Below are 21,825 nucleotides of genomic sequence, written 5' to 3' on the forward strand. Positions count from 1 at the left end.
CTTAAACGCGCCCAGCACCTGGACGCGCCATTTCAATCAATCCGGCACAACACTCGACAACGGTCTGGAGCACAACGGGTGGAGACTGGCCCGGCGCGTGCCATGCCAGCCTCGTTCGCAGTGTCCCCACACTGCTCGTCAGCGCGCTCGCCACTCCCCCAAACGCCCCCGCAAGCGGGCCGCGCACTGGCTGTGTAACTGGCTGACCCGCGATTCGCTGACCCCCAGGACCTCACCGATTTCCTTGAGGTTCAGCTCTTCGTCGTAGTACAGCGCCAAGACCAGTCGCTCACGCTCCGGCAAATTGGCGATCGCATCCGCCAGCGCGCTCTGGAAACGCTCATCTTCCAGGTCACGCGACGGCTCCATGTGAGCACTCGCGTTATCCTCGTGCAGCCCTTCGTGCTCGCCGTCCTGCAACAGGTCGTCGAAACTGAACAGGCGACTGCCCAAGGTATCGTTCAAAATCCCGTAATAATCATCGAGACTCAACTGGAGTTCGGCTGCAACTTCGTGATCTTTAGCGTCTCGTCCGGTTTTCGCTTCAATCGCGCGAATCGCATCACTGACCATGCGCGTATTGCGATGCACCGAACGCGGCGCCCAGTCGCCCTTGCGGACTTCATCGAGCATCGCCCCGCGGATGCGGATACCGGCGTATGTCTCGAAGCTGGCGCCCTTGCTCGCGTCGTATTTGTTCGACACTTCGAGCAGGCCGATCATGCCCGCCTGGATCAAGTCCTCGACCTGCACACTGGCCGGCAAGCGCGCCAGCAAGTGATAGGCGATGCGCTTGACCAGGGGCGCGTAACGCTCGATCAACTCGTACTGGGCGTCCCGTGCCGATTTTTTGTAGAGATGGTTGTAACCGCTGGCTGTCATAACACGGGCCCTGCTGTTTGTTGCACGAGACGCTCGACGAAAAATTCCAGATGCCCGCGTGGGTTGGCCGGCAGAGGCCAGGTATCGACTTTCTGGGCGATCGCCTTGAACGCCAGCGCGCATTTGGAACGTGGAAAAGCTTCATAAACGGCACGTTGCTTCTGGACCGCCTTGCGTACACTTTCGTCGTAAGGCACTGCGCCGACGTATTGTAGGGCGACGTCCAGGAAGCGGTCCGTGACCTTTGTCAACTTGGCGAACAGGTTGCGTCCTTCCTGTGGGCTCTGGGCCATGTTGGCCAGGACGCGGAAGCGGTTCATGCCATAGTCGCGGTTAAGCAGTTTGATCAGGGCGTAGGCGTCGGTGATCGACGTCGGTTCGTCGCAGACCACCAGCAAGACTTCCTGGGCGGCGCGGACAAAACTGACCACCGAGTCACCGATACCGGCAGCCGTGTCGATCACCAGCACATCGAGGTTGTCACCGATGTCGCTGAACGCCTGGATCAGGCCGGCGTGCTGCGCAGGCGTCAGGTGCACCATGCTCTGGGTGCCGGAGGCGGCCGGCACGATGCGAATCCCGCCGGGGCCCTGCAACAGCACGTCGCGCAACTCACAGCGCCCTTCAATCACGTCCGCCAGCGTGCGCTTGGGTGTGAGCCCCAGCAGCACGTCGACGTTCGCCAGGCCCAGGTCGGCGTCCAGCAGCATGACCCGTCGGCCAAGCTCTGCCAGAGCCAGGGACAAGTTCACTGACACGTTAGTCTTCCCGACGCCACCTTTGCCGCCGGTCACCGCGATCACCTGTACGGGATGCATGCTGCCCATGTTCGTTCTTTACCTTGTCTTACTTAGACGGAGGCCACATTACTGGCTGCGCGTTCACTCGGAACAATGCATGGCAGACCATCGATGTAGGTACAAAAAATATTCATGATTACCTCAGCCAACCTGCTTGGTCGGGCTGTGGTAGATGTCAGCGAACATATCAGCCATGGCTTCTTCGCTGGGTTCTTCCTGCATTTGCACACTCACGGCACGACTGACCAGTTGATGACGGCGCGGCAGATGCAAATCATCCGGGATCCGCGGCCCGTCGGTCAGGTAGGCCACCGGTAGTTCATGACCGATCGCCAGGCTCAACACCTCGCCCAGGCTTGCCGTTTCGTCCAGCTTAGTCAGGATGCAGCCGGCCAGCCCGCAGCGTTTGTAGCTGTGGTATGCGGCGGTTAGAACCTGTTTCTGGCTGGTGGTTGCCAACACGAGATAATTTTTTGACTTGATGCCACGCCCGGCCAGGCTTTCCAGCTGCATGCGCAGGGCCGGATCGCTGGCTTGCAGGCCGGCGGTGTCGATCAGCACGACGCGTTTGCGCATCAGCGGCTCCAGCGCCTGGGCCAGGGATTGACCCGGATCCACATGGGTCACCGACACGTTGAGGATCCGACCCAGGGTCTTGAGTTGCTCCTGGGCGCCGATGCGGAAACTGTCCATGCTCACCAGGGCGATGCTCTGGGCGCCGTACTTGAGTACATAACGGGCCGCGAGCTTGGCCAGGGTCGTGGTCTTGCCCATGCCGGCCGGGCCGACCATGGCAATCACTCCGCCCTCCTCCAGTGGCTCGATTTCCGGCGTGGCGATCATCCGCGCCAGGTGAGCCAGCAACATGCGCCAGGCCTGGCGAGGCTCGTCGATGTCGTTGATCAGGGCCAGCAGGTCGCGCGCCAACGGGCCGGACAAGCCAATGCGTTGCAGGCGACGCCACAGGTTGGCCTGGGCCGGACGGCTGCCTTGCAGTTGGTTCCAGGCCAGCGAACCGAGCTGGACTTCCATCAACTCGCGCAGGCTGTTGAGTTCGAAGCGCATCGAGTCCAGGGCACGCGGATCAACGCCTGGGGCCGGGGCGGCTGGCGCGGGTGCCGGACGACGCGGCTCGGCCGGCGTCGGCTCGATCAGCGGTTCGGCAGCGGTCAGCGGCAGGCCTGCGGTCAAGGGCTGGCCGGCGAACAATTGACGATTGGTGCCCGCGCTGCCCGTGCCTTCGCTGGCGCGCAGGCTCAGCTCGGCCTGGGCGCTGGCGATGCGCGACTGGGTCTTGCGCAGCTCGTCCTCGAGTTCCATGTTTGGAACGCGCGGGGCCAGCGCCGACAATTTGTAATCCAGGGCCGCCGTCAGCTCGACACCGCCGGCGATACGACGGTTGCCGATGATGGCTGCTTCAGCGCCCAGCTCGTCACGAACCAGTTTCATGGCCTGACGCATATCGGCGGCGAAAAAACGCTTCACTTGCATAAACCACTACCTCAGCCGTTGGGCCCTACTGTCGCAACGATGGTCACTTGCTTGTTGTCCGGTATTTCCTGGTACGCCAGCACATGCAGCCCCGGGACCGCGAGGCGCCCGAATCGCGAGAGCATCGCTCGAATCGGACCGGCCACCAGCAGGATCACTGGCTGGCCTTGCATCTCTTGCCGCTGGGCTGCGTCGATCAGCGAACGCTGCAGCTTCTCGGCCATGCTTGGCTCCAGCAGAACACCCTCTTCCGAGCCTTGTCCTGCCTTCTGCAGACTATTGAGCAATATCTGTTCCAACCTTGGCTCCAGAGTGATCACAGGCAGCTCAGACTCAGTGCCTACAATGCTTTGGACGATTGCGCGGGATACGCCAACCCGCACCGCAGCCACCAGAGCGGCGGTATCTTGACTCTTCGAAGCGTTGTTGGCGATCGCTTCGGCAATGCTGCGGATATCGCGCACCGGAACCTGTTCGGCCAGCAGCGCCTGCAATACCTTGAGCAATTGCGACAGCGAAACCACACCCGGCACCAGCTCTTCGGCCAGCTTCGGCGAGCCCTTGGCCAGTACTTGCAGCAATTGCTGGACTTCTTCGTGACCAATCAGCTCGCTGGAATGCTTGTAAAGAATCTGGTTCAAGTGGGTCGCCACGACCGTGCTGGCGTCCACCACGGTATAACCGAGGGACTGCGCCTGGGCCCGCTGGCTGATTTCGATCCACACCGCTTCCAGGCCGAAAGCCGGATCCTTGGCGGTAATGCCATTGAGCGAACCGTAGACCTGCCCGGGGTTGATCGCCAGCTCGCGGTCCGGGTAGATCTCGGCTTCGGCCAGGATCACGCCCATGAGCGTCAAGCGATAGGCGCTCGGTGCCAGGTCGAGGTTATCGCGGATATGAACGGTGGGCATCAGGAAGCCCAAGTCCTGGGACAGCTTCTTGCGCACGCCCTTGATCCGCGCCAGCAATTGACCACCCTGGTTGCGGTCGACCAAGGGAATCAGGCGATAGCCGACTTCCAGGCCGATCATGTCGATCGGGGTTACGTCATCCCAGCCCAGCTCCTTGGTTTCCATGGCGCGGGCCGGCGACGGCAGCAGCTCCTGCTGACGCTTGACCTCTTCCAGCGCCTGGACCTTCTGCACATTCTGTTTTTTCCAGAACAGGTAGGCGCCACCTGCGGCCAAGGCCGCCATGCTCAGGAAAGAAAAGTGGGGCATCCCCGGCACCAGGCCCATCACCGCCATCAGGCCGGCCGCCACGGCAAGGGCCTTGGGCGAGGCGAACATCTGACGGTTGATCTGCTTGCCCATGTCTTCGGAGCCCGAAGCACGCGTCACCATGATTGCCGCCGCTGTGGATAACAACAGTGATGGCAATTGCGCCACCAAACCGTCACCAATGGTCAGCAAGGCGTAGACCTTGCCGGCGTCGCCGAAGGTCATGCCGTGTTGGAAGATACCGACGGCCATGCCGCCAATCAGGTTGATGAAGAGAATCAGCAGGCCGGCGATGGCGTCGCCGCGGACAAATTTACTGGCACCGTCCATGGACCCGTAGAACTCGGCTTCCTGGGCGACTTCCAGGCGACGGGTCTTGGCTTGGCCCTGGTCGATCAGGCCAGCGTTGAGGTCGGCGTCGATCGCCATCTGCTTGCCGGGCATCGCATCGAGGGTGAAACGCGCGCTCACTTCGGAAATCCGCCCGGCGCCCTTGGTCACCACGACGAAGTTGATGATCATCAAAATCGCGAAGACCACGATACCGACCACGTAATTGCCGCCGATCACCACCTCACCGAAGGCCTGGATCACCTTACCGGCGGCGGCGTGGCCCTCGTGGCCATGAATCATCACCACCCGGGTGGATGCCACGTTCAGCGCCAGGCGCAACAGCGTCGCCACCAGCAAGATGGTCGGGAAGACGGCGAAATCCAGTGGGCGCAAGGCATATACGCACACCAGCAGCACCACGATCGACAGGGCGAGGTTGAACGTGAAGAACACGTCCAGCAGGAACGGCGGCACCGGCAACATCATCATGGCGAGCATGACCAGCAGCAACAGCGGCACGCCCACATTACCCCGGCTGAGGTCTGCTACGTTGCTGCGCGCGGTGCTGAGTAACTGAGAGCGATCCACCAATATTCCCCGTTCCTGTGAAGCAAACTTTTGACGCCCGGAAGGGGCGCAGACGGGGTATTGCAAGAAGCTTTCCAACTTTCTCAACAGCACGCATTCATAGCCGCTCGACGCATCGGGCGATCATTGCGCTATCAGTATTTGCTCCGGCGTAATGTCCTCCGAACCCAACTCCCAGGCCCTGACGTACCGCGTTCCCCTGAACATTAACGAGCCATCGACTAGAACCTTGTCCTCGCTCATGTACATGAACGTAACCACTGAACCTGGCGCCACGGAGTCGGACGAAGGCTTGTCGGACGATTTTTTTTCGTGGCCCTCCATTACGTTGAGTGCCCATTCAAAGGGAATGAGCGGAAGCTCAGCGATCGAGATATTCGATCCATCCCACTTCTCAAAGTACGTGCCCGCGAAGATCCGCAATTTGCCTTCAACGATCTGAAAATCCGGTAGGCGATAACACCACTTCAGGGCGCTCCCCCACCACTCACTGATATAGTCTCGAGGATTGTCAAACAGCTTGAACAAGGCTTCGCTGCTATTGATACGGCCAGCTTGACCAGCAAGATAATTGAATGAATTGTGATAGGCCAAGCCAAGCAGTTCAGGCCGGATGGCATTTTCCTCATGGTCTAGATAATCAGGCAACCAACTATTGGCCGCTTCCTTGAAGTTCTTGAATTCCAGCACCATGTCGAACGTGAACTGACAGTTGATGCTCTTTCTATCCGGACTGCGTTTAACCGTCCCCGCCACGAATTCCAGCGCCATGCCCCTTAGATTTTTAATCGGGCGGTCCTTGCCCTCACGATTCTGGAGCGAGAGCGGGAGCGGTGGCGGACGCGGGCACGGGGGCTTAGTCATGTCATGGTCTCTTGTGATGATTGGTCGAGAACCCATTACAGGGACAGAGAACGCTGCCGTCTACTGTCAGTCCTGACAGTCCTGACAGTAGAGACGGAACGACCCAACGCAGTAAGATACTGTCGCCACAACAGTCCAGCGCCGATTCTTGCGACAATCGGTCGACTCAGGAATCGCGCCGCAGATCCGGCGGGATCGGCAGGTCCTTGAGCGGCTCCGGACGCTTGCCCTTGCCCGCGCGGTGCTGGCGGATCTGGTAGACGTAGGCCAGCACCTGGGCCACGGCCAAGTACAGGCCTCCGGGGATTTCCTGGTCGAGCTCCGTGGAGTAATAAATCGACCGCGCCAAGGCCGGGGATTCGAGCAGCATCACTTCGTTGGCGACGGCGATCTCGCGGATCTTCAACGCCAGGAAATCGCTGCCCTTGGCCAAAAGAACCGGGGCGTTGCCTTTGTCGGGATCGTACTTGAGCGCAACGGCATAATGGGTTGGGTTGGTAATAACCACGTCGGCGTCGGGAATCGCCGCCATCATCCGCCGCTGGGAGACCTCGCGCTGCAACTGGCGGATCCGCTGCTTGACCTCCGGCTTGCCCTCCGAGTCCTTGTACTCATCGCGCACTTCCTGCTTGGTCATCATCAATTTCTGCTTGCTCTGGTAGAGCTGGATCGGCACGTCGATGGCGGCGATGAGAATCAAGCCGCAAGCCATCCACAACGTGCTCCAACCCACCAGTTGAACGCTGTGGATAATGGCTTGTTCCAACGGTTCGTGGGCGATGCGCAGCAGGTCGTCGATATCGGCTTGCAGCACCATCAAGGCAACAAACAGCACCAGGAGAAATTTCCCGAAGGCTTTGAGCAGCTCCATCAACGCAGTTGTGGAAAACATGCGCTTGATGCCAGCGGCCGGGTTCATCCGGCTGAACTTGGGCGCTAGGCTACCGGCGGCGAATAGCCATCCACCAAGGGAAATCGGACCGATAAAAGCAGCGAGCAATAAAAAAATCAGGATGGGCTGCATCGACAGAAGCGCGATCTTGCCCGAATGCAGCAGATGTTGCGCCATGGTACCGGGGGATAACAGCACTTCCCGTGGCAGCGAAAAATTCAGGCGCATGATTTCCAGCAGATCCAACGCCAGCCCACCGCCATAAATCAGCAAGCCACCGGCACCGGCCAACATGATCGCCAGGGTATTGAGCTCCTTGGAGCGCGCAATTTCCCCCTTTTCCCTGGATTCTTTCTTGCGCTTCTCCGTGGGGTCTTCTGTCTTGTCCTGACCGCTTTCGCTCTCGGCCATGGTTTAGCGCGCCTGTGCCATGTCGCGTAACAACTGCAAGGCCTGGGTGGCCAGCGGCTGGTACTGGTTGAGGATGTCCCCGAGGCTGACCCAGAAAATCACCATGCCCAACACCAGGGTCAGCGGGAAGCCGATGGAGAAAATGTTCAACTGCGGTGCCGCCCGGGTCATCACGCCGAAAGCGATGTTGACGACCAGCAGCGCCGTGATCGCCGGCAACACCAGCAACATTGCCGCGCCAAGGACCCAGCCGAGCTTGCCGGCAATGTCCCAGAAATGATTGACCAGCATCGCGCTACCCACCGGCATCGTCGTGAAGCTCTCGGTCAAGACCTCGAACACCACCAGATGCCCGTTCATGGCAAGGAACAGCAACGTCACCAACATCGTCAGGAATTGCCCAATGACAGCAGTGTTGACGCCGTTAGTGGGATCGATCATGGAGGCGAACGCCATGCCCATCTGGATCGAAATGATCTGCCCGGCCACCACGAACGCCTGGAAAAACAACTGCAGCGAAAAGCCCAGCAAGACGCCGATGAGGATCTGCTCGGCCACCAACATCAGCGCACTGAGGTCAAGGGCGTTGACCGGCGGCATCGGCGGCAGACCGGGAGCGATGACCACAGTGATCGCCACAGCCAAGTACAAACGCACACGCCCCGGCACCAAGGTCGTGCCAAACACCGGCATGCTCATCAGCACGGCGGTGACACGAAACAACGGCAGGATAAACGACGCCACCCAAGTACTGATCTGGGTGTCCGTCAGCGCGAGCATCGACATCAGGTCAACCGATCAATTGCGGAATACTGCCGTACAACTGCAGGATGTATTCCATGAAGGTTTGCACCAGCCAGGGACCGGCGACAATCAGCGTCACCAGCATCACCAGCAGGCGCGGCAGGAAGCTCAGCGTCTGTTCGTTGATCTGAGTGGCGGCCTGGAACATCGCCACCAGCAAGCCCACCAGCAAGCTCGGGATCACCAGGATGGCAACCATCACGGTGGTCAGCCAGAGGGCCTCGCGGAACAGGTCTACCGCTACTTCAGGCGTCATATCGTGCTACCCGCGCAAGTGGTCTAAACACCGCCGAAACTGCCCGCCAGGGTGCCAATGATCAACGCCCAGCCATCCACCAGCACGAACAACATGATCTTGAACGGCAAGGAAATGATCAGCGGCGACAGCATCATCATACCCATGGCCATGAGGATACTGGCGACCACCAGGTCGATGATCAGGAACGGGATGAAAATCATGAAGCCGATCTGGAACGCGGTCTTGAGTTCGGAGGTCACGAACGCCGGTACCAGGATGGTTAGCGGCGCCTGGTCAGGGCTGGCGATGTCGGTGCGCTTGGACAGGCGCATGAACAACTCCAGGTCGCTGCTGCGAGTCTGGGCGAGCATGAAATCCTTGATCGGCACCTGGGCCCTTGCCACCGCATCCTGGGCACTGAGGGTTTCCGCCAGATAGGGTTGCAGCGCATCCTGATTCACCCGGTCGAACACTGGCGCCATGATGAACAGGGTCAGGAACAGCGCCATGCCGGTGAGGATCTGGTTCGAGGGCGTCTGTTGCAGGCCGAGGGCCTGGCGCAGGATCGAGAAGACGATGATGATCCGGGTGAAACTGGTCATCAGCATGACGAACGCCGGGATGAAACTCAGCGCGGTCATGATCAGCAGGATCTGCAAGCTGACCGAGTATTCCTGCGCGCCTTCGGCGTTGGTGCCCAAGGTAATCGCGGGGATCGACAGCGGGTCGGCGGAGAACGCCAGCGGCGCGGCCAGCATCAGGGCCAACGCCAACAGAATGCGCAACGGCATTACTTTTTATCCTTTTGGTCTTTTCCCAGCAGTTCCATGAGCCGTTGGGCAAACTCGGGCGTGGCCTGCTCGGTGGTGGGCACCTGCACTGGCTCCTTGAGGACATGCAATGCAGTGATGCTGCCAGGGCTCAGGCCAAGCAGGATCTGCTCGTTGCCGACCTGCACCAGCACCAGCCGATCCCGTGGGCCCAGCGCACGGGAACCGACGATGTCGATGACCTGCCCTTTACCGGCAGGGCCGGCCTGTTGCACGCGTCGCAGCATCCACGCCAGGAAGAAAATCAACCCGAGCACCACCAGCAGGCCCAGCACCAGTTGCGCCAACTGCCCAGCCATGCCGCTGCCACTCGCCGGCGCAACGGCCGCAGTGGCTACCGGCTCGGCCGCCAACACGCTGAACGGCAGCATCACGGCTGCGGCGAGAAAGCCTTTCATTCAGCGCAGCTTCTTGATGCGTTCGCTCGGGCTGATCACGTCCGTCAGGCGAATGCCGAACTTCTCGTTGACCACCACCACTTCGCCATGGGCGATCAAGGTGCCGTTGACCAGCACATCCAGCGGTTCACCGGCCAGGCGATCCAGCTCGATCACCGAGCCCTGGTTAAGCTGCAGCAGGTTGCGGATGTTGATGTCAGTGCTGCCAACCTCCATGGAAATCGACACCGGGATGTCGAGGATCACGTCGAGGTTGGGGCCATCGAGGGTCACTTGTTCGTTGCTTTTCGGCACGCTGCCGAACTCTTCCATTTGCAGACGGCTGGAAGCGTGGTTGCCAGTGTCGGCCGCCAGCAAGGCATCGATGTCGGCCTGCCCGGCATCACCGGTTTCTTCCAGGGCCGCAGCCCATTCATCGGCCAGCGCCTGGTCATCCTGGGTATTCATATCGTCAGCCATCATGTTTCCTCGGCGGGCAAAAATCAGTTAAAAACGAAAACTTAAGAAGTTGACACCGCTCAGCGGCGTTCGATCGGCTCGATCACCTGCAACGCCAGGTTGCCCTTGTGAGAGCCCATCTTGACCTTGAACGCCGGCACGCCATTGGCGCGCATGATCATGTCTTCCGGCATTTCGACAGGGATGATGTCCCCTGGCTGCATGTGCAGGATGTCCCGCAGTCGCAACTGGCGCCGGGCGACTGTCGCACCGATCGGCACGTCGACATCCAGCACGTCCTGGCGCAAGGCGTTGATCCAGCGTTCGTCCTGGTCGTCGAGGTCCGACTGGAAACCAGCGTCGAGCATTTCACGCACCGGCTCAATCATCGAATACGGCATGGTCACGTGCAGGTCGCCGCCGCCACCGTCCAGCTCGATATGGAACGTCGAGACGACAATGGCTTCGCTCGGGCCGACGATGTTGGCCATCGCCGGGTTCACTTCCGAGTTGATGTACTCGAAGTTCACTTCCATGATCGCCTGCCAGGCTTCCTTCAGATCCACGAAGGCTTGCTCCAGCACCATGCGCACGACACGTAGCTCGGTCGGTGTGAATTCGCGACCTTCGATCTTGGCGTGACGACCGTCGCCACCGAAGAAGTTGTCCACCAACTTGAACACCAGCTTGGCATCGAGGATGAACAGCGCCGTGCCGCGCAGCGGCTTGATCTTCACCAGGTTGAGGCTGGTGGGTACGTACAGCGAGTGCACGTACTCGCCGAACTTCATCACCTGCACGCCACCGACGGCCACATCGGCCGAGCGGCGCAGCATGTTGAACATGCTGATGCGGGTGTATCGGGCAAAACGCTCGTTGATCATTTCCAGGGTCGGCATGCGTCCGCGAACGATGCGATCCTGGCTGGTCAGGTCGTAGCTTTTGACGCTGCCCGGTTCAGCAGCGTTTTCGGTCTGCACCAGGCCGTCGTCGACGCCATGCAACAGCGCGTCGATTTCGTCCTGGGACAACAAGTCCTGCACGGCCATGTCGTGTTCCTACTGCAATACGAAGTTAGTGAAGAGCAACTGTTCGATCACCACTTTGCCGAGTTCTTTCTGGGCCACTTCCTGCACGCTGGCCGTGGCTTTCTGACGCAGCATTTCCTGACCGACCGGAGTGGCCAGGGTGTCGAAACTCTGTCCGGAAAAAAGCATGACCAGATTATTGCGAATCAGCGGCATGTGCACGCGCAACGCTTCCAGGTCGGCTTGATTGCGGCCCTGCAAGGTGATGCTCACCTGCATGTAGCGTTGACGACCGTTCACGGTGTAATTGGCAACAAAGGCCGGGGCCATGGGTTCGAAAATCGCGGGTTGCTTGCCCACCGGGGCGGCTTCCACCACCTCCGCCGGCTTGCTTTGGGCGCTGTGCATGAAATACCAGGTCGCCCCGACGGAAACACCCACGGCCAGGAGCAAGCCCACCACGATCAGGATGATCATCTTGAGTTTGCCTTTGGTTGCGGGGTCTTTTACAGCTGCTGCTTCGCTCTTCGCCATGCCAATAATCCGTCACTAATCGGGGGGTTCACTGTTGCATGGCTAGGCTGGAGCAAGTGTTATGCCAGAAGTGTCTGTGCCTGGAATAGCGAGCTGACGCAATCTTCAGGACCGCAGAAACCAGTGTGGGAGCGGGCCTCCTCACGAAGGCGGTGCGTCAGTCAGATTAATGCTGACTGATACACCGCCTTCGTGAGCAAGCCCGCTCCCACAGGGTTTGTTGCGTTGAATCAGGCGTAGAAGTCGACTGCGCTGGTGCCAATGACGCTGGTGGTGCCAACCGCCACTTCGGCAGCGCTGGCCGGCAGCTCTTCATCCACCGAATCCACTCGCCCGCCGGAGGATGTGGTGCGTCCAGCCTGGGCCTGCTGCTGGGCTTGCTGATCCTGATTCTGCGAGCCGCGGGATTGATCCGAGACGTTAACATCGACCTGCCCCATGCCCTGCTGGGCGAAGCTGTCGCGCAGCCGATGCATCTGGCCTTCGAGGGCTTCGCGCACGCCTGAGTGGGCGCTCATGAAGGTGACCTGGGTCTGTTGGTCTGGAATCATGTTCACCCGGATATCCAGGCGCCCGAGTTCGGCCGGTTGCAACTGGATATCGGCCGCCTTGAGATTGGCGCTCGACAGGTACATCACCCGATTGACCACTTCCTCGGTCCAGCCGCCCTGGTTCATGGCGATGGGCTGGTTGACCGGTACTGCGTTGGCGGTTTTCGGCGTGGCGGCCTGGGTCAGTGCCGCCAGGCGATTGGCAAAGTCGTCGACTCGGGTATCGCTGGAGGCGGCCGTCAGGTCCTTGAGGCCTTCGCTGATGAGGCCGCTGAAGGCCTTATCGCCACCCTCACTGCCGGCGCCGGTGCTGTCCTGGTCGGCTTGCACGTTGAGCATACTCGCCATGCCGGCAGCAAACGTCTGGGCCGAGGTCGGCTCGCCATCAAGGGACGCCGGCGCTGCGGCCTTGGGCTGCGCCTGGCTGGAAGCGGATACATGACCGCTCTGCTCCATCGCCAACCGCAACGCCGGCAATGCATCGAGCGGATCGGCCTGCGGGTCGAACTCTGGATCAGTCACGGGCGCCGAGGCATTGGCACCCACGCTCGGAACAACGGGAGCCGCTACCGTCGCGGTCACTTGAGCCTCGGTCGCGATGGCCACAGGGGCCGGCAGTACCTCGGCGACGACCTCAGTAACCACTGCGCCTGGTAACAACGCTGGGTCGAGCGTCGGATCCACAGGCGTGGCGTCCGCAACAGGCGTTTCAGGGGTATCGCCAGCGGCATCGTCCGCCGTCTTGCCATCAGCAGCAGCCGGCTTGTCGGCGGGCAAGGGTTTGCCGCTATCGGCAACCGCCGGCTCCGGAGCGGCAGCCGTGTCACTGTCGGGGTCCTTCTTGATGGTGTTATCGGACGACTTGTCGCGCATCGGTTTTGCCGGGGGCTCAGGCACCGTCGGTGATTTGACGGGCGCCTGCTTGGCGAAGACCAGCGCAAAGCTGGAGGCTTTATTCCCGGCGTCCGGGCCTGCTGCCAGTGGATTGACGGCGGCCTGCGGCTTGGCCTGGGCAGCGGCCTGGAGCAGTGTATTTGGCGTAACGGGCATAAAATGGTCTCCGCTGCACTGGAATCATAGATGCAGTCGGACAGGACCATGCAAGGGGCGGGCCAACGCGCCGAGCGGCAAGATTTTCAGCAGTGAAAGCTCTCGCGCTCCTCCCGGCAAAGGGCACGCACGTGTGCGAACTCACTATCGATTTCGTTGACCAGGCTCTCGATACCGCGCAACGAAGGCTCCCTGGCACGCTGCTCCAGCTCACCGCACAGCTCGGCGAGGCGGATGGCGCCCATATTGCTGCTGCTACCCTTGAAACTATGGGCAGTGGCGCTCAGCATTTCGGCATCCGTCTCCTCATGCAACACACGAAGACGTGCTTCGGAATCCTTGAGAAAAGTATCCAGCAGTTCCGGATACCCGTCCTCCATGACTTCCTTCAACGTGCTGAGCACGTCGAGATCCAGATGAATTTCGCTCACTTGTTCGCTCCCTGATCAAGAATGGCCCCGATTATGACAGAGCCTCCCAGAAAAACTCCACGCGCGCACTGCGACCATCGTCGGACCAGGAGGCCTGATGGCAGAGTTGGCGCACCAGGCTTACGCCGCGCCCTGACAATCGGTCCCGCTCCAGCGGCCGCGCCAGCACCTTGGCGACATCAAAGCCCTTGCCGCTGTCTTCGACTTCGATGACCAGCCGGCCACCATCGCCCTGAGGCGTGACGTGCAGATGCACCCGCACGTGACCGTCACCCAGCTCGTCCAGGCGCACATTGCGCTCTTGGTAATAACGGGCAAAACCCGTCGCATCACGCTTCAGGCTTGAATCGAGCCCCAGCACCCCGTGTTCCAGGGCGTTGGAATAAAGCTCCGACAACACATTGTACAACGCTCCGCTTTGCGCCCTCAGCCCATGCACCTCCAACAATAATTGCAGCAGGTACGGCATCGGATTGAAACGCTTGAGCGTCTGGGCACGAAACTCGAAGCTCACCGACCAATCCAGCGGGCTGGACTGGCCGCTATCGGAATAGACCGGTGGGGGCGGGTTGAGTTGCGTCGGCGCGACCAACCGCACCTCGACCATGCTGAAGTCGTCACGGGCCTCGCCGCGAAAATCCAGCAGGGCCTGCTGGATGTCCTCGAAAAGACGGTCAGGTTCGCGGTTGGCCGAGAACACTTGCTGCAAGCGCTCCACGCCAAACGGCTGATCGTCTCGATCGCTGGTCTCGATCACCCCATCGGACAACAGGAACACCCGATCGCCAACCGACAGCGGGTGGACTTCGGTGCGATCGTCGAACAACTGGGGCGTCAGCACACCCAGCGGCAAATGCTGCGCCGGCAACGGCGTACGGATACCGCTAAGGCTGTCGTGCAGATAGCCGTCGGGCATGCCGCCGTTCCAGACTTCCACGGTGCAGCGCTGGAAACTCATGCTCAGCAGCGTCGCGCAACAGAACATGTCTACCGGCAGGATGCGCTTGAGCTTGGCATTCATCTCCCGCAGGATTTGCGCCAGGCCGTAGCCCTTGGCCGTCATCCCGTAGAACACCTCTGCCAGCGGCATCGCCCCGACCGCCGCCGGCAAGCCGTGCCCGGTGAAATCGCCGAGCAGGATATGCATATCGCCGGCTGGGTTGAACGCGGCCAGCAGCAAGTCGCCATTGAACAAGGCATAGGGCGACTGCAGGTAACGGATGTTTGGCGCGCTCAGGCAACCAGAGTGGGCAATCTTGTCGAACACAGCCTTGGCGACGCGCTGCTCGTTGAGCAGATAGTGGTGGTGCCGGGCGATCAGGTCGCGCTGCTCCACCACCGTCGCCTGCAATCGACGCAAGCGGTCCATGGCCTTGATTTTCGCAGCCAGGATGACTTGGTTATAGGGTTTGGCCAGGAAATCATCGCCCCCAGCTTCCAGGCAACGGGCCAGCCCTTCGCTTTCGGTCAATGAGGTGAGAAAAATGATCGGGACCAACTGGTCCCCGGCCAATTGCTTGATCTTCTGGGCCGCTTCGAAGCCGTCCATGACGGGCATCATCGCGTCCATCAGCACAAGGTGCGGACGCTGCTGCGAATAGACCTCGACCGCCTCGGCACCATCGGCCGCCGTGAGCACCTGATGCCCCTGGCGACGGACAATGGTCGACAACAGCAGTCGGTCAGCGGCACTGTCTTCGGCAATCAGGATCGTCAGCGGCTCCGGTGACGATTGCATGGCTATCAACTGATATCGAACAGCTTGTCGAAATTGGAAATCGCGAGGATTTTCTTGACGTCGCTGCTGCTGTTGACGACGCGGATATCCGACTCGTCGCCGCCGGCATGATCACGCAACAGCAGGAGCATGCCCAAGGCGGAGCTGTCGAGGTACGTGGCTTCTTTCAAATCCACCACGATCGACTCGGGTTTCGTATTGAGCTTTTCATAGGACTCACGAAACTCCTGGTGGCGGCCAAAATCGAAGCGACCCTTGATCGAGATCGTCAGTTTTTGCCCATCAGGAGACACTTCGGTAACGACAGACATATTCACTTCCTTGTCGTGGACATACGTGTACAAGGTTTAGCACTTGGTAGAGGTCTGAGCAAGGTTTGAAATCACCTACCCGACAAAACTCCACCGCCTCTATCAATACGGATCCTGGCGCGGCAGGCGCTGGGACAATTCATCCAGCAGTTTCTGCTCGCGCCTATCCTCCAATTGCCGCGCCTCGTCGATGTAACGCTGTACAAGCTTGCGCAACCCTTCGACGCGAGCAAACGCTTCCTGCCAACTCTGGCGAGCTTTTTCCAGATTGTTCTGATGCCAGACCAGGCTCTGACGCTGTTGGTCGATGGCGGTGCCCAACTGTGCCAGGAACCCTTGGTAACCCAACAGCCACTGACCGGAAACCCCGTGGCTGCCACGGGCGATCCACTGCTCCTGGTATTCGAGCCTGAAATTCTCGAGATCCGCCAACTTGCTCTCGGCAACCGCCACTTGGCCCTGGAAATACGCCAGCCGCTGGACGGCGGTCTTCTCGGCCTTTTCCGCCATGTCCACCACTGGCGCCAGGCGCGCCGCACGACTCGTGGCCATGATCGGTTACGTGCCGGAGACAGGGGCGAAAATGGTTTGCAGGTGCGCTTCGCTGGCGCCCATGCCGATGCTGTCGTTGAGCGCCTGGCGCAGATACACCGCCATGGACGGATAGAGGCTGATGGCCGTGTCGGTCTCACGATCGCCGCCAGGTACATAGGCACCTACGCTGATCAGGTCACGGCTCTGCTGATAACGGGACCAGTACTGCTTGAACTGTTGCGCACGCTTCATGTGCTCGGCGCTGATGACTGACGGCATGACCCGGCTGATCGACGCTTCGATGTCGATGGCCGGGTAATGCCCTTCCTCCGCCAGGCGCCGGGACAGAACGATATGGCCGTCGAGCACGCCACGGGCCGAGTCGGCGATCGGATCTTGCTGGTCGTCGCCCTCGGACAGCACGGTATAGAACGCAGTGATGGAGCCACCGCCCTTCTCCGCGTTACCGGCACGCTCCACCAGTTTTGGCAGCTTGGCGAAGACGGAAGGTGGATAACCCTTGGTGGCCGGCGGCTCGCCAATGGCCAGGGCGATTTCCCGCTGGGCTTGGGCGAAACGGGTCAGCGAGTCCATCAGCAACAGGACGTTTTTGCCCTTGTCACGAAAATATTCAGCGATGCGCGTGCAGTACATGGCGGCACGCAGGCGCATCAGCGGCGCGTCGTCCGCCGGCGAAGCCACGACGACGGAACGCTTGAGCCCTTCTTCACCGAGGATGTGCTCGATGAATTCCTTCACCTCGCGACCCCGCTCGCCGATCAAGCCCACCACGATGATGTCGGCTTCGGTAAAGCGGGTCATCATGCCCAGCAACACACTCTTGCCCACGCCGGTACCGGCGAACAGGCCCAGGCGCTGGCCACGTCCTACCGTCAACAAACCGTTGATGCAACGAATGCCCACGTCCAGCGGTACGCTGATGGGGTCCCGCTTGAGCGGGTTGATCGTCGGGCCGTCCATCGGCACCCAATCCTCGGCCTTCATCCCGCCCTTGCCGTCCAGGGCCCGCCCGGCGCCGTCCAGGACGCGGCCAAGCATGCTCATGCCCATGGGCAGGCGGCCGGTGTCGGCCAGCGGCACGACGCGGGCACCCGGGGCGATGCCGGCGACACTGCCCACCGGCATCAGGAATACTTTGCTGCCGGAGAAACCCATGACCTCGGCTTCGACCTGCACCGGGTGATAGCTGTCATCGTTGATCACCAGGCAACGGCTGCCCATGGCGGCACGCAAGCCTTCCGCCTCGAGCGTCAGGCCGACCATGCGCAACAGACGACCTTCCAGGATCGGCTGCCCGGCCAGTTCGGTGGCCTCGGCGTAGCTGCCCAGGCGCTTGCCGAAGCTGGTTCGTTCAAGGCGCATCGTGGCCGTCCATCGCAGGGACAAGCGGCTCGGCACTATCCGGATCGACGATGACGGCGGCCTTGGGTTCGTCCGGCAAATCCAGGCTCAGGTCGGCCGGGGCCGGATGCAGGGCCTGTTCGTGCAGTTGGTCAAAAAGTTTTGCCATGATCTGGCTGATGCGTGTCTCGATGGTCGCGTCGATGCGACTGTGCTCGGTTTCTACGCGGCAACCGCCCGGCAGCAGGGATTCATCCTCGACGATGCGCCAGGTTTCCTCGTGGCGCTCGCGCAAGGCCTTGACCAGCTCGAAGTCCTGCGGGTTGATGTACAACCGCACGTTGCCCACGCCCAGCGGCAGAAGCTTGAGGGCTTCGCGCATGACGTGTTCGATCTGGCTCGAATCGATGGCCAGCTCGCGCTGGATCACCTGGCGGGTGATGTGCTGCACCAATCCGACCAATGACTTTTCGATCTGAGTGTCCTGCTCGGCGATGGGCTCGAACAGGTTGAGCATCAGCGATTCCAATGCGCGCAGCTTCGCCGTCAGCGCGACGTCGGCTTCCTGGCGGACCTTGATCGCGGTGCTGTGGAAGCCTTCTTTTTCGCCAATGGCGAAGCCTTCGTTGTAGGCCTCCTGGCGAATGCTTTCGACTTCCTCCAGGGTCAGTGGCTGGACTTCCTCCAGCGGCACTTCCTCCATCTCCGGCAGTTCTTCCACCGGTTCCGGCTCGGGCTCGGGCACAAAGGGGTCGAAGCTGGGCAGCGACCAGACGTCGAAACCACCGACGTCCCGGGCGCGGATCAGGTCGCTGGGTGCATCATCACTCTTGGCAGACATAACGACCTTAGATCATCTCTTCGCCGCCCTTGCCACCGAGCACGATTTCTCCGGCTTCGGCCATACGGCGGGCGATGGTGAGGATTTCCTTCTGTGCGGTTTCCACGTCGCTGACGCGCACCGGGCCCTTGGCCTCGAGGTCGTCGCGCAACAGTTCGGCCGCCCGTTTGGACATGTTCTTGAAGATCTTCTCCTTGACGCCTTCGTCCGAACCCTTGAGGGCCAGGACCAGGACATCGGAGGACACTTCGCGCAACAGTGCCTGGATGCCGCGATCGTCGACATCGGCCAGGTTGTTGAACACGAACATGAGGTCTTCGATCTGACCGGACAGGTCTTCGTCGACTTCGCGGATCGAGTCCATCAATTGACCTTCGATCGAACTGTCGAGGAAGTTCATGATGTCCGCCGCGCGCTTGATACCGCCCAAGGTGGTGCGCGAAGCATTGGAGTTGCCCGAGAACTGCTTCTCGAGGATCTGGTTCAATTCTTTCAGGGCCGCCGGCTGTACGGTGTTCAACGACGACACGCGCAGGATGATATCGAGGCGAACCTTGTGGTCGAAGTTGCCCAGCACTTCGCCGGCCTGGTCCGGGTCGAGATACGCCACCACGATCGCCTGGATCTGGGGGTGCTCGTAACGGATCACGTCGGCCACCGCGCGCGGCTCCATCCACTTGAGGCTGTCCAGGCCACTGGTGTTGCCACCGAGCAGGATCCGGTCGATCAAGCCGTTGGCCTTGTCCTCGCCCAGGGCCTGGGTGAGCATCTTGCGCACGTAATCGTCGGAACCGACGCCCAGGCTGGTCTGGTCGCCGACGATGTCGACGAACTCGCTCATGACCTGCTCGACCTGCTCGCGGTGCACGTTGCCCATCTGCGCCATGGCCACACCGACGCGCTGGACCTCCTTGGGCCCCATGTGACGCAGCACTTGTGCAGCGTCGGTCGAACCCAGGGACAGCAGCAAGATCGCGGCTTTGTCGACCCGGGACAATTTGGCAACAGCGGCTCGATTATCACTCATCTGCGTTAATCCACTCTTTCACGACCTGGGCCACACGACCCGGATCTTCTGCCACCAGACTCTTGATGGCGTTCAACTGAGCGTCGTAGCCTTCGCTCGGGCTTGGCAGCAGGATGCTCTGCGGCCCGCCGAGGCTGACGCGATCGTTGGCCAATTCGCCATCCAGGCCGCCCATGCCTCCCAGCTCGACATCGCCCAAGCCTGCCAACTGCTTGTTCTTGCCGCCACCGGTGATGTTGTTCAGCACCGGACGCAACACACCGAACACCAGTATCAGGATGAACAGCACACCCAATACTTGCTTGACCACATCCCAGAACCAGGGTTGCGAATAAAACGGAATGTCGGCGATTTCTTCACCGCGCTCCAGGGAGAACGGCACGTTGATTACGCTGACGCTGTCGCCACGGCTGGCGTCGAAACCGACGGCGTCCTGTACCAGGCGAGTGAAGCGCGCCAATTCGTCGGCGCTCCACGGCGCACGGCTGGTTTCGCCGTTGGCCGGGTTGACCTTGACCTGATCGTCCACGACCACGGCGACCGACAGGCGATTCAAACGGCCCTGCTGCTGCTTGGTGTGGCTGATGGAACGGTCGAGCTCGAAGTTCTTGGTGGATTGTTGACGCTTGTCGGCCGGGTATGGCGCCAGCATCGGCTGGCCGGTGGCCGGGTCCATGATCTGCTGGCCATTGGCATCGATCAGCGGCTGGCCGGGCTGCACCATACCCGCGGCGGCGGTGGCGCCACCGGTGGTTTGCGGCGCGCTGGCTGGCGATGGCGGCTGGTTGCTCAGGGCACCCGGCACGCCTTGCGGACCATTGCTGGCGGTACGCTGTTCATTCACCGACTGCTCGCTGCGCAACGCTGGCTGATCCGGATTGAACTGCTCGGACGTCGATTCGACCGCGCTGAAATCCACATCTGCCGAGACTTCAGCCTTGTAGCGGCCGTTGCCCAGGATAGGTTGCAGGATGTTATGCACCCGCTGGGTGAACATGCCTTCCATGCGGCGGCTGTAGTCGTATTGCTTGCCGGCCATGGTCAATTCGGAGTTTTCCGCCTGGTCTGACAGCAGGTTGCCCTTCTGGTCGACCACGGTGATTTGCGACTTGCTCAATTCGGGAACGCTGGTCGCCACCAGGTTGATAATGGCAACGACTTGGCCTGGCTCCAGGGAGCGGCCGGAATACAGTTCAACCAGTACCGAAGCACTCGGCTTGCGCTCATCGCGCACGAACACCGAGCTTTTCGGAATCGCCAGGTGCACACGGGCGGCCTTGACGTTGTTGAGGCTGGAGATGGTGCGCGCCAGTTCGCCCTCAAGGCCGCGACGATAACGCGTCGCTTCCATGAATTGGCTGGTGCCCAGGCCCTGCTCCTTGTCGAGAATCTCGAAACCGATATTGCCATCGGTCGGCGTCACGCCGGCGGCAGCAAGCTTGAGGCGCGCGCGTGCCACATCGTCGGCCTTGACCAGCAAGGCGCCAGAGTTGGGTTCAACGGTGTAGGGAATGTCGGCAGAAGCCAGGGTCTCCATGACTTGCTTGGCATCCATGCCTTCCAGGCTACCGTACAACGGACGGTAGTCTGGCTGCTGGGACCACAACACGACGGCGAAACCAATCGCCACACTGGCAGCCAGGCCGACCAACAGGCCCACCTGACGCAGCATGGTCATCTCGGAGAGGTTTTCCAGGAAAGACAGACCGAACAACGGCGGTTTGCCGTCTACCGGAGTGGCCTTGGCTGGAACGTTATCAACGGCTGCTTCTGCCATGACTCAATAATTTCCTTAAACCGGCATCTGCATGATGTCTTGGTAGGCTTGGACCAGTTTGTTGCGTACCTGGGTCAATGCCTGAAACGAGACACTGGCTTTCTGCGAGGAGATCATTACGTCCGTCAGGTCGACGCCACTTTTGCCAATCTCGAAAGCACTGGCCAACTGGTTCGAAGCCTGCTGGGTATCGTTCACTTTATTGACGGCCTGACCGAGCATGTCGGAAAAGCTGCTGCCGGCCACTTGGGGCACCGCGACCGATTTCGGCTGGGCCATGGCGTCCATTTGCATGGCCCGCATGTCCAACATCAATCGATTAAATTCAATACCTTGGCTCATGGACTATTCTCTCTGGCGGCCCGCATTTTTTTGACACTTACTCGGCGGGTACATAGGTGTTAGCAACAAGGGTGCCAGCTCGATGACCGGCCAAAACAAATGCATGTGGG

Annotated in this window: 23 protein-coding genes; all 23 read right to left on the reverse strand. The window is 60.7% G+C overall.

Annotation, left to right across the window (positions count from 1 at the left end; all coding sequences use genetic code 11):
- Positions 1–138: 138 nt before the first annotated feature.
- Positions 139–882, reverse strand: a complete 744-nt coding sequence (fliA, locus tag J3P79_RS18775) for an RNA polymerase sigma factor FliA (RefSeq protein WP_014337177.1) — start codon at positions 880–882, stop codon at positions 139–141.
- Positions 879–1,709: a flagellar synthesis regulator FleN gene (gene fleN / locus J3P79_RS18780; protein WP_003184001.1), complete on the reverse strand. Its 831-nt coding sequence runs from the start codon at positions 1,707–1,709 to the stop codon at positions 879–881. The genes fliA and fleN overlap by 4 nt, the downstream gene beginning before the upstream one ends.
- Positions 1,710–1,823: 114 nt before the next feature.
- Positions 1,824–3,173: a flagellar biosynthesis protein FlhF gene (gene flhF, locus J3P79_RS18785; RefSeq protein WP_434604958.1), complete on the reverse strand. Its 1,350-nt coding sequence runs from the start codon at positions 3,171–3,173 to the stop codon at positions 1,824–1,826.
- An 11-nt stretch (positions 3,174–3,184) separates the two neighbouring features.
- On the reverse strand, positions 3,185–5,314 hold the full coding sequence (gene flhA, locus J3P79_RS18790; protein WP_434604960.1) for a flagellar biosynthesis protein FlhA: 2,130 nt from the start codon (positions 5,312–5,314) through the stop codon (positions 3,185–3,187).
- Between the two features lie 123 nt (positions 5,315–5,437).
- Positions 5,438–6,178 carry a hypothetical protein gene (locus J3P79_RS18795; RefSeq protein ID WP_434604962.1) on the reverse strand — a complete coding sequence of 247 codons (741 nt, stop codon included), beginning with the start codon at positions 6,176–6,178 and terminating at the stop codon, positions 5,438–5,440.
- Between the two features lie 166 nt (positions 6,179–6,344).
- A complete protein-coding gene (gene flhB / locus J3P79_RS18800; RefSeq protein WP_434604964.1) occupies positions 6,345–7,481 on the reverse strand; it encodes a flagellar biosynthesis protein FlhB in 1,137 nt (378 codons plus the stop codon).
- A gap of 3 nt (positions 7,482–7,484) precedes the next feature.
- Positions 7,485–8,261 (reverse strand): flagellar biosynthetic protein FliR, encoded by a 777-nt coding sequence (gene fliR / locus J3P79_RS18805; protein WP_434611544.1) that lies wholly within the window; start codon positions 8,259–8,261, stop codon positions 7,485–7,487.
- A gap of 10 nt (positions 8,262–8,271) precedes the next feature.
- A complete protein-coding gene (gene fliQ / locus J3P79_RS18810) occupies positions 8,272–8,541 on the reverse strand; it encodes a flagellar biosynthesis protein FliQ (protein ID WP_024618176.1) in 270 nt (89 codons plus the stop codon).
- Positions 8,542–8,564: 23 nt separating this feature from the next.
- Positions 8,565–9,314: a flagellar type III secretion system pore protein FliP gene (gene fliP, locus J3P79_RS18815; RefSeq protein ID WP_039593081.1), complete on the reverse strand. Its 750-nt coding sequence runs from the start codon at positions 9,312–9,314 to the stop codon at positions 8,565–8,567.
- Entirely contained in the window at positions 9,314–9,751 is a 438-nt protein-coding gene (gene fliO / locus J3P79_RS18820) for a flagellar biosynthetic protein FliO (protein WP_434604967.1), read from the reverse strand. Before fliO ends, fliP begins: the two co-directional genes overlap by 1 nt.
- On the reverse strand, positions 9,752–10,210 hold the full coding sequence (gene fliN / locus J3P79_RS18825; protein WP_434604969.1) for a flagellar motor switch protein FliN: 459 nt from the start codon (positions 10,208–10,210) through the stop codon (positions 9,752–9,754).
- Between the two features lie 59 nt (positions 10,211–10,269).
- Complete coding sequence (fliM, locus tag J3P79_RS18830; protein ID WP_003184019.1) at positions 10,270–11,238, reverse strand: flagellar motor switch protein FliM; 969 nt, start codon at positions 11,236–11,238, stop codon at positions 10,270–10,272.
- 9 nt (positions 11,239–11,247) lie between these two features.
- Positions 11,248–11,751, reverse strand: coding sequence for a flagellar basal body-associated protein FliL (gene fliL / locus J3P79_RS18835; protein ID WP_045155390.1), 504 nt, complete (start codon positions 11,749–11,751; stop codon positions 11,248–11,250).
- A 230-nt stretch (positions 11,752–11,981) separates the two neighbouring features.
- Complete coding sequence (locus J3P79_RS18840) at positions 11,982–13,352, reverse strand: flagellar hook-length control protein FliK (protein WP_434604971.1); 1,371 nt, start codon at positions 13,350–13,352, stop codon at positions 11,982–11,984.
- An 86-nt stretch (positions 13,353–13,438) separates the two neighbouring features.
- Complete coding sequence (locus J3P79_RS18845; RefSeq protein WP_434604973.1) at positions 13,439–13,783, reverse strand: Hpt domain-containing protein; 345 nt, start codon at positions 13,781–13,783, stop codon at positions 13,439–13,441.
- Between the two features lie 31 nt (positions 13,784–13,814).
- Positions 13,815–15,521, reverse strand: coding sequence for an ATP-binding SpoIIE family protein phosphatase (locus J3P79_RS18850; protein ID WP_434604975.1), 1,707 nt, complete (start codon positions 15,519–15,521; stop codon positions 13,815–13,817).
- A gap of 5 nt (positions 15,522–15,526) precedes the next feature.
- Positions 15,527–15,832 (reverse strand): STAS domain-containing protein, encoded by a 306-nt coding sequence (locus tag J3P79_RS18855; protein ID WP_258648063.1) that lies wholly within the window; start codon positions 15,830–15,832, stop codon positions 15,527–15,529.
- 102 nt (positions 15,833–15,934) lie between these two features.
- Complete coding sequence (gene fliJ / locus J3P79_RS18860) at positions 15,935–16,384, reverse strand: flagellar export protein FliJ (RefSeq protein ID WP_434604978.1); 450 nt, start codon at positions 16,382–16,384, stop codon at positions 15,935–15,937.
- 6 nt (positions 16,385–16,390) lie between these two features.
- Positions 16,391–17,749: a flagellar protein export ATPase FliI gene (gene fliI, locus J3P79_RS18865; RefSeq protein WP_039593088.1), complete on the reverse strand. Its 1,359-nt coding sequence runs from the start codon at positions 17,747–17,749 to the stop codon at positions 16,391–16,393.
- Entirely contained in the window at positions 17,739–18,569 is an 831-nt protein-coding gene (fliH, locus tag J3P79_RS18870) for a flagellar assembly protein FliH (RefSeq protein WP_434604981.1), read from the reverse strand. The genes fliI and fliH overlap by 11 nt, the downstream gene beginning before the upstream one ends.
- A gap of 7 nt (positions 18,570–18,576) precedes the next feature.
- Entirely contained in the window at positions 18,577–19,596 is a 1,020-nt protein-coding gene (gene fliG / locus J3P79_RS18875) for a flagellar motor switch protein FliG (protein ID WP_007958288.1), read from the reverse strand.
- Positions 19,589–21,373: a flagellar basal-body MS-ring/collar protein FliF gene (fliF, locus tag J3P79_RS18880; RefSeq protein ID WP_434604983.1), complete on the reverse strand. Its 1,785-nt coding sequence runs from the start codon at positions 21,371–21,373 to the stop codon at positions 19,589–19,591. The genes fliG and fliF overlap by 8 nt, the downstream gene beginning before the upstream one ends.
- Before the next feature lie 15 nt (positions 21,374–21,388).
- Positions 21,389–21,715: a flagellar hook-basal body complex protein FliE gene (fliE, locus tag J3P79_RS18885; RefSeq protein WP_238961932.1), complete on the reverse strand. Its 327-nt coding sequence runs from the start codon at positions 21,713–21,715 to the stop codon at positions 21,389–21,391.
- Positions 21,716–21,825: the final 110 nt, after the last annotated feature.

This window comes from Pseudomonas sp. R1-7 (assembly GCF_051132105.1).
Classification (GTDB): Bacteria; Pseudomonadota; Gammaproteobacteria; order Pseudomonadales; family Pseudomonadaceae; genus Aquipseudomonas.

What these genes read in the sequence shown, in the direction of transcription:
- fliE (WP_238961932.1), bottom strand. Translation starts at nt 21,715, where the DNA reads ATGAGCCAAGGTATTGAATTTAATCGATTGATGTTGGACATGCGGGCC.
- fliA (WP_014337177.1), bottom strand. Translation starts at nt 882, where the DNA reads ATGACAGCCAGCGGTTACAACCATCTCTACAAAAAATCGGCACGGGAC.
- fliI (WP_039593088.1), bottom strand. Translation starts at nt 17,749, where the DNA reads ATGCGCCTTGAACGAACCAGCTTCGGCAAGCGCCTGGGCAGCTACGCC.
- J3P79_RS18855 (WP_258648063.1), bottom strand. Translation starts at nt 15,832, where the DNA reads ATGTCTGTCGTTACCGAAGTGTCTCCTGATGGGCAAAAACTGACGATC.
- fliJ (WP_434604978.1), bottom strand. Translation starts at nt 16,384, where the DNA reads ATGGCCACGAGTCGTGCGGCGCGCCTGGCGCCAGTGGTGGACATGGCG.
- fliN (WP_434604969.1), bottom strand. Translation starts at nt 10,210, where the DNA reads ATGGCTGACGATATGAATACCCAGGATGACCAGGCGCTGGCCGATGAA.
- fliF (WP_434604983.1), bottom strand. Translation starts at nt 21,373, where the DNA reads ATGGCAGAAGCAGCCGTTGATAACGTTCCAGCCAAGGCCACTCCGGTA.
- fleN (WP_003184001.1), bottom strand. Translation starts at nt 1,709, where the DNA reads ATGGGCAGCATGCATCCCGTACAGGTGATCGCGGTGACCGGCGGCAAA.
- fliH (WP_434604981.1), bottom strand. Translation starts at nt 18,569, where the DNA reads ATGTCTGCCAAGAGTGATGATGCACCCAGCGACCTGATCCGCGCCCGG.
- fliR (WP_434611544.1), bottom strand. Translation starts at nt 8,261, where the DNA reads ATGCTCGCGCTGACGGACACCCAGATCAGTACTTGGGTGGCGTCGTTT.
- fliQ (WP_024618176.1), bottom strand. Translation starts at nt 8,541, where the DNA reads ATGACGCCTGAAGTAGCGGTAGACCTGTTCCGCGAGGCCCTCTGGCTG.
- fliP (WP_039593081.1), bottom strand. Translation starts at nt 9,314, where the DNA reads ATGCCGTTGCGCATTCTGTTGGCGTTGGCCCTGATGCTGGCCGCGCCG.
- J3P79_RS18840 (WP_434604971.1), bottom strand. Translation starts at nt 13,352, where the DNA reads ATGCCCGTTACGCCAAATACACTGCTCCAGGCCGCTGCCCAGGCCAAG.
- fliO (WP_434604967.1), bottom strand. Translation starts at nt 9,751, where the DNA reads ATGAAAGGCTTTCTCGCCGCAGCCGTGATGCTGCCGTTCAGCGTGTTG.
- flhB (WP_434604964.1), bottom strand. Translation starts at nt 7,481, where the DNA reads ATGGCCGAGAGCGAAAGCGGTCAGGACAAGACAGAAGACCCCACGGAG.
- flhF (WP_434604958.1), bottom strand. Translation starts at nt 3,173, where the DNA reads ATGCAAGTGAAGCGTTTTTTCGCCGCCGATATGCGTCAGGCCATGAAA.
- J3P79_RS18850 (WP_434604975.1), bottom strand. Translation starts at nt 15,521, where the DNA reads ATGCAATCGTCACCGGAGCCGCTGACGATCCTGATTGCCGAAGACAGT.
- fliL (WP_045155390.1), bottom strand. Translation starts at nt 11,751, where the DNA reads ATGGCGAAGAGCGAAGCAGCAGCTGTAAAAGACCCCGCAACCAAAGGC.
- fliG (WP_007958288.1), bottom strand. Translation starts at nt 19,596, where the DNA reads ATGAGTGATAATCGAGCCGCTGTTGCCAAATTGTCCCGGGTCGACAAA.
- fliM (WP_003184019.1), bottom strand. Translation starts at nt 11,238, where the DNA reads ATGGCCGTGCAGGACTTGTTGTCCCAGGACGAAATCGACGCGCTGTTG.
- J3P79_RS18795 (WP_434604962.1), bottom strand. Translation starts at nt 6,178, where the DNA reads ATGACTAAGCCCCCGTGCCCGCGTCCGCCACCGCTCCCGCTCTCGCTC.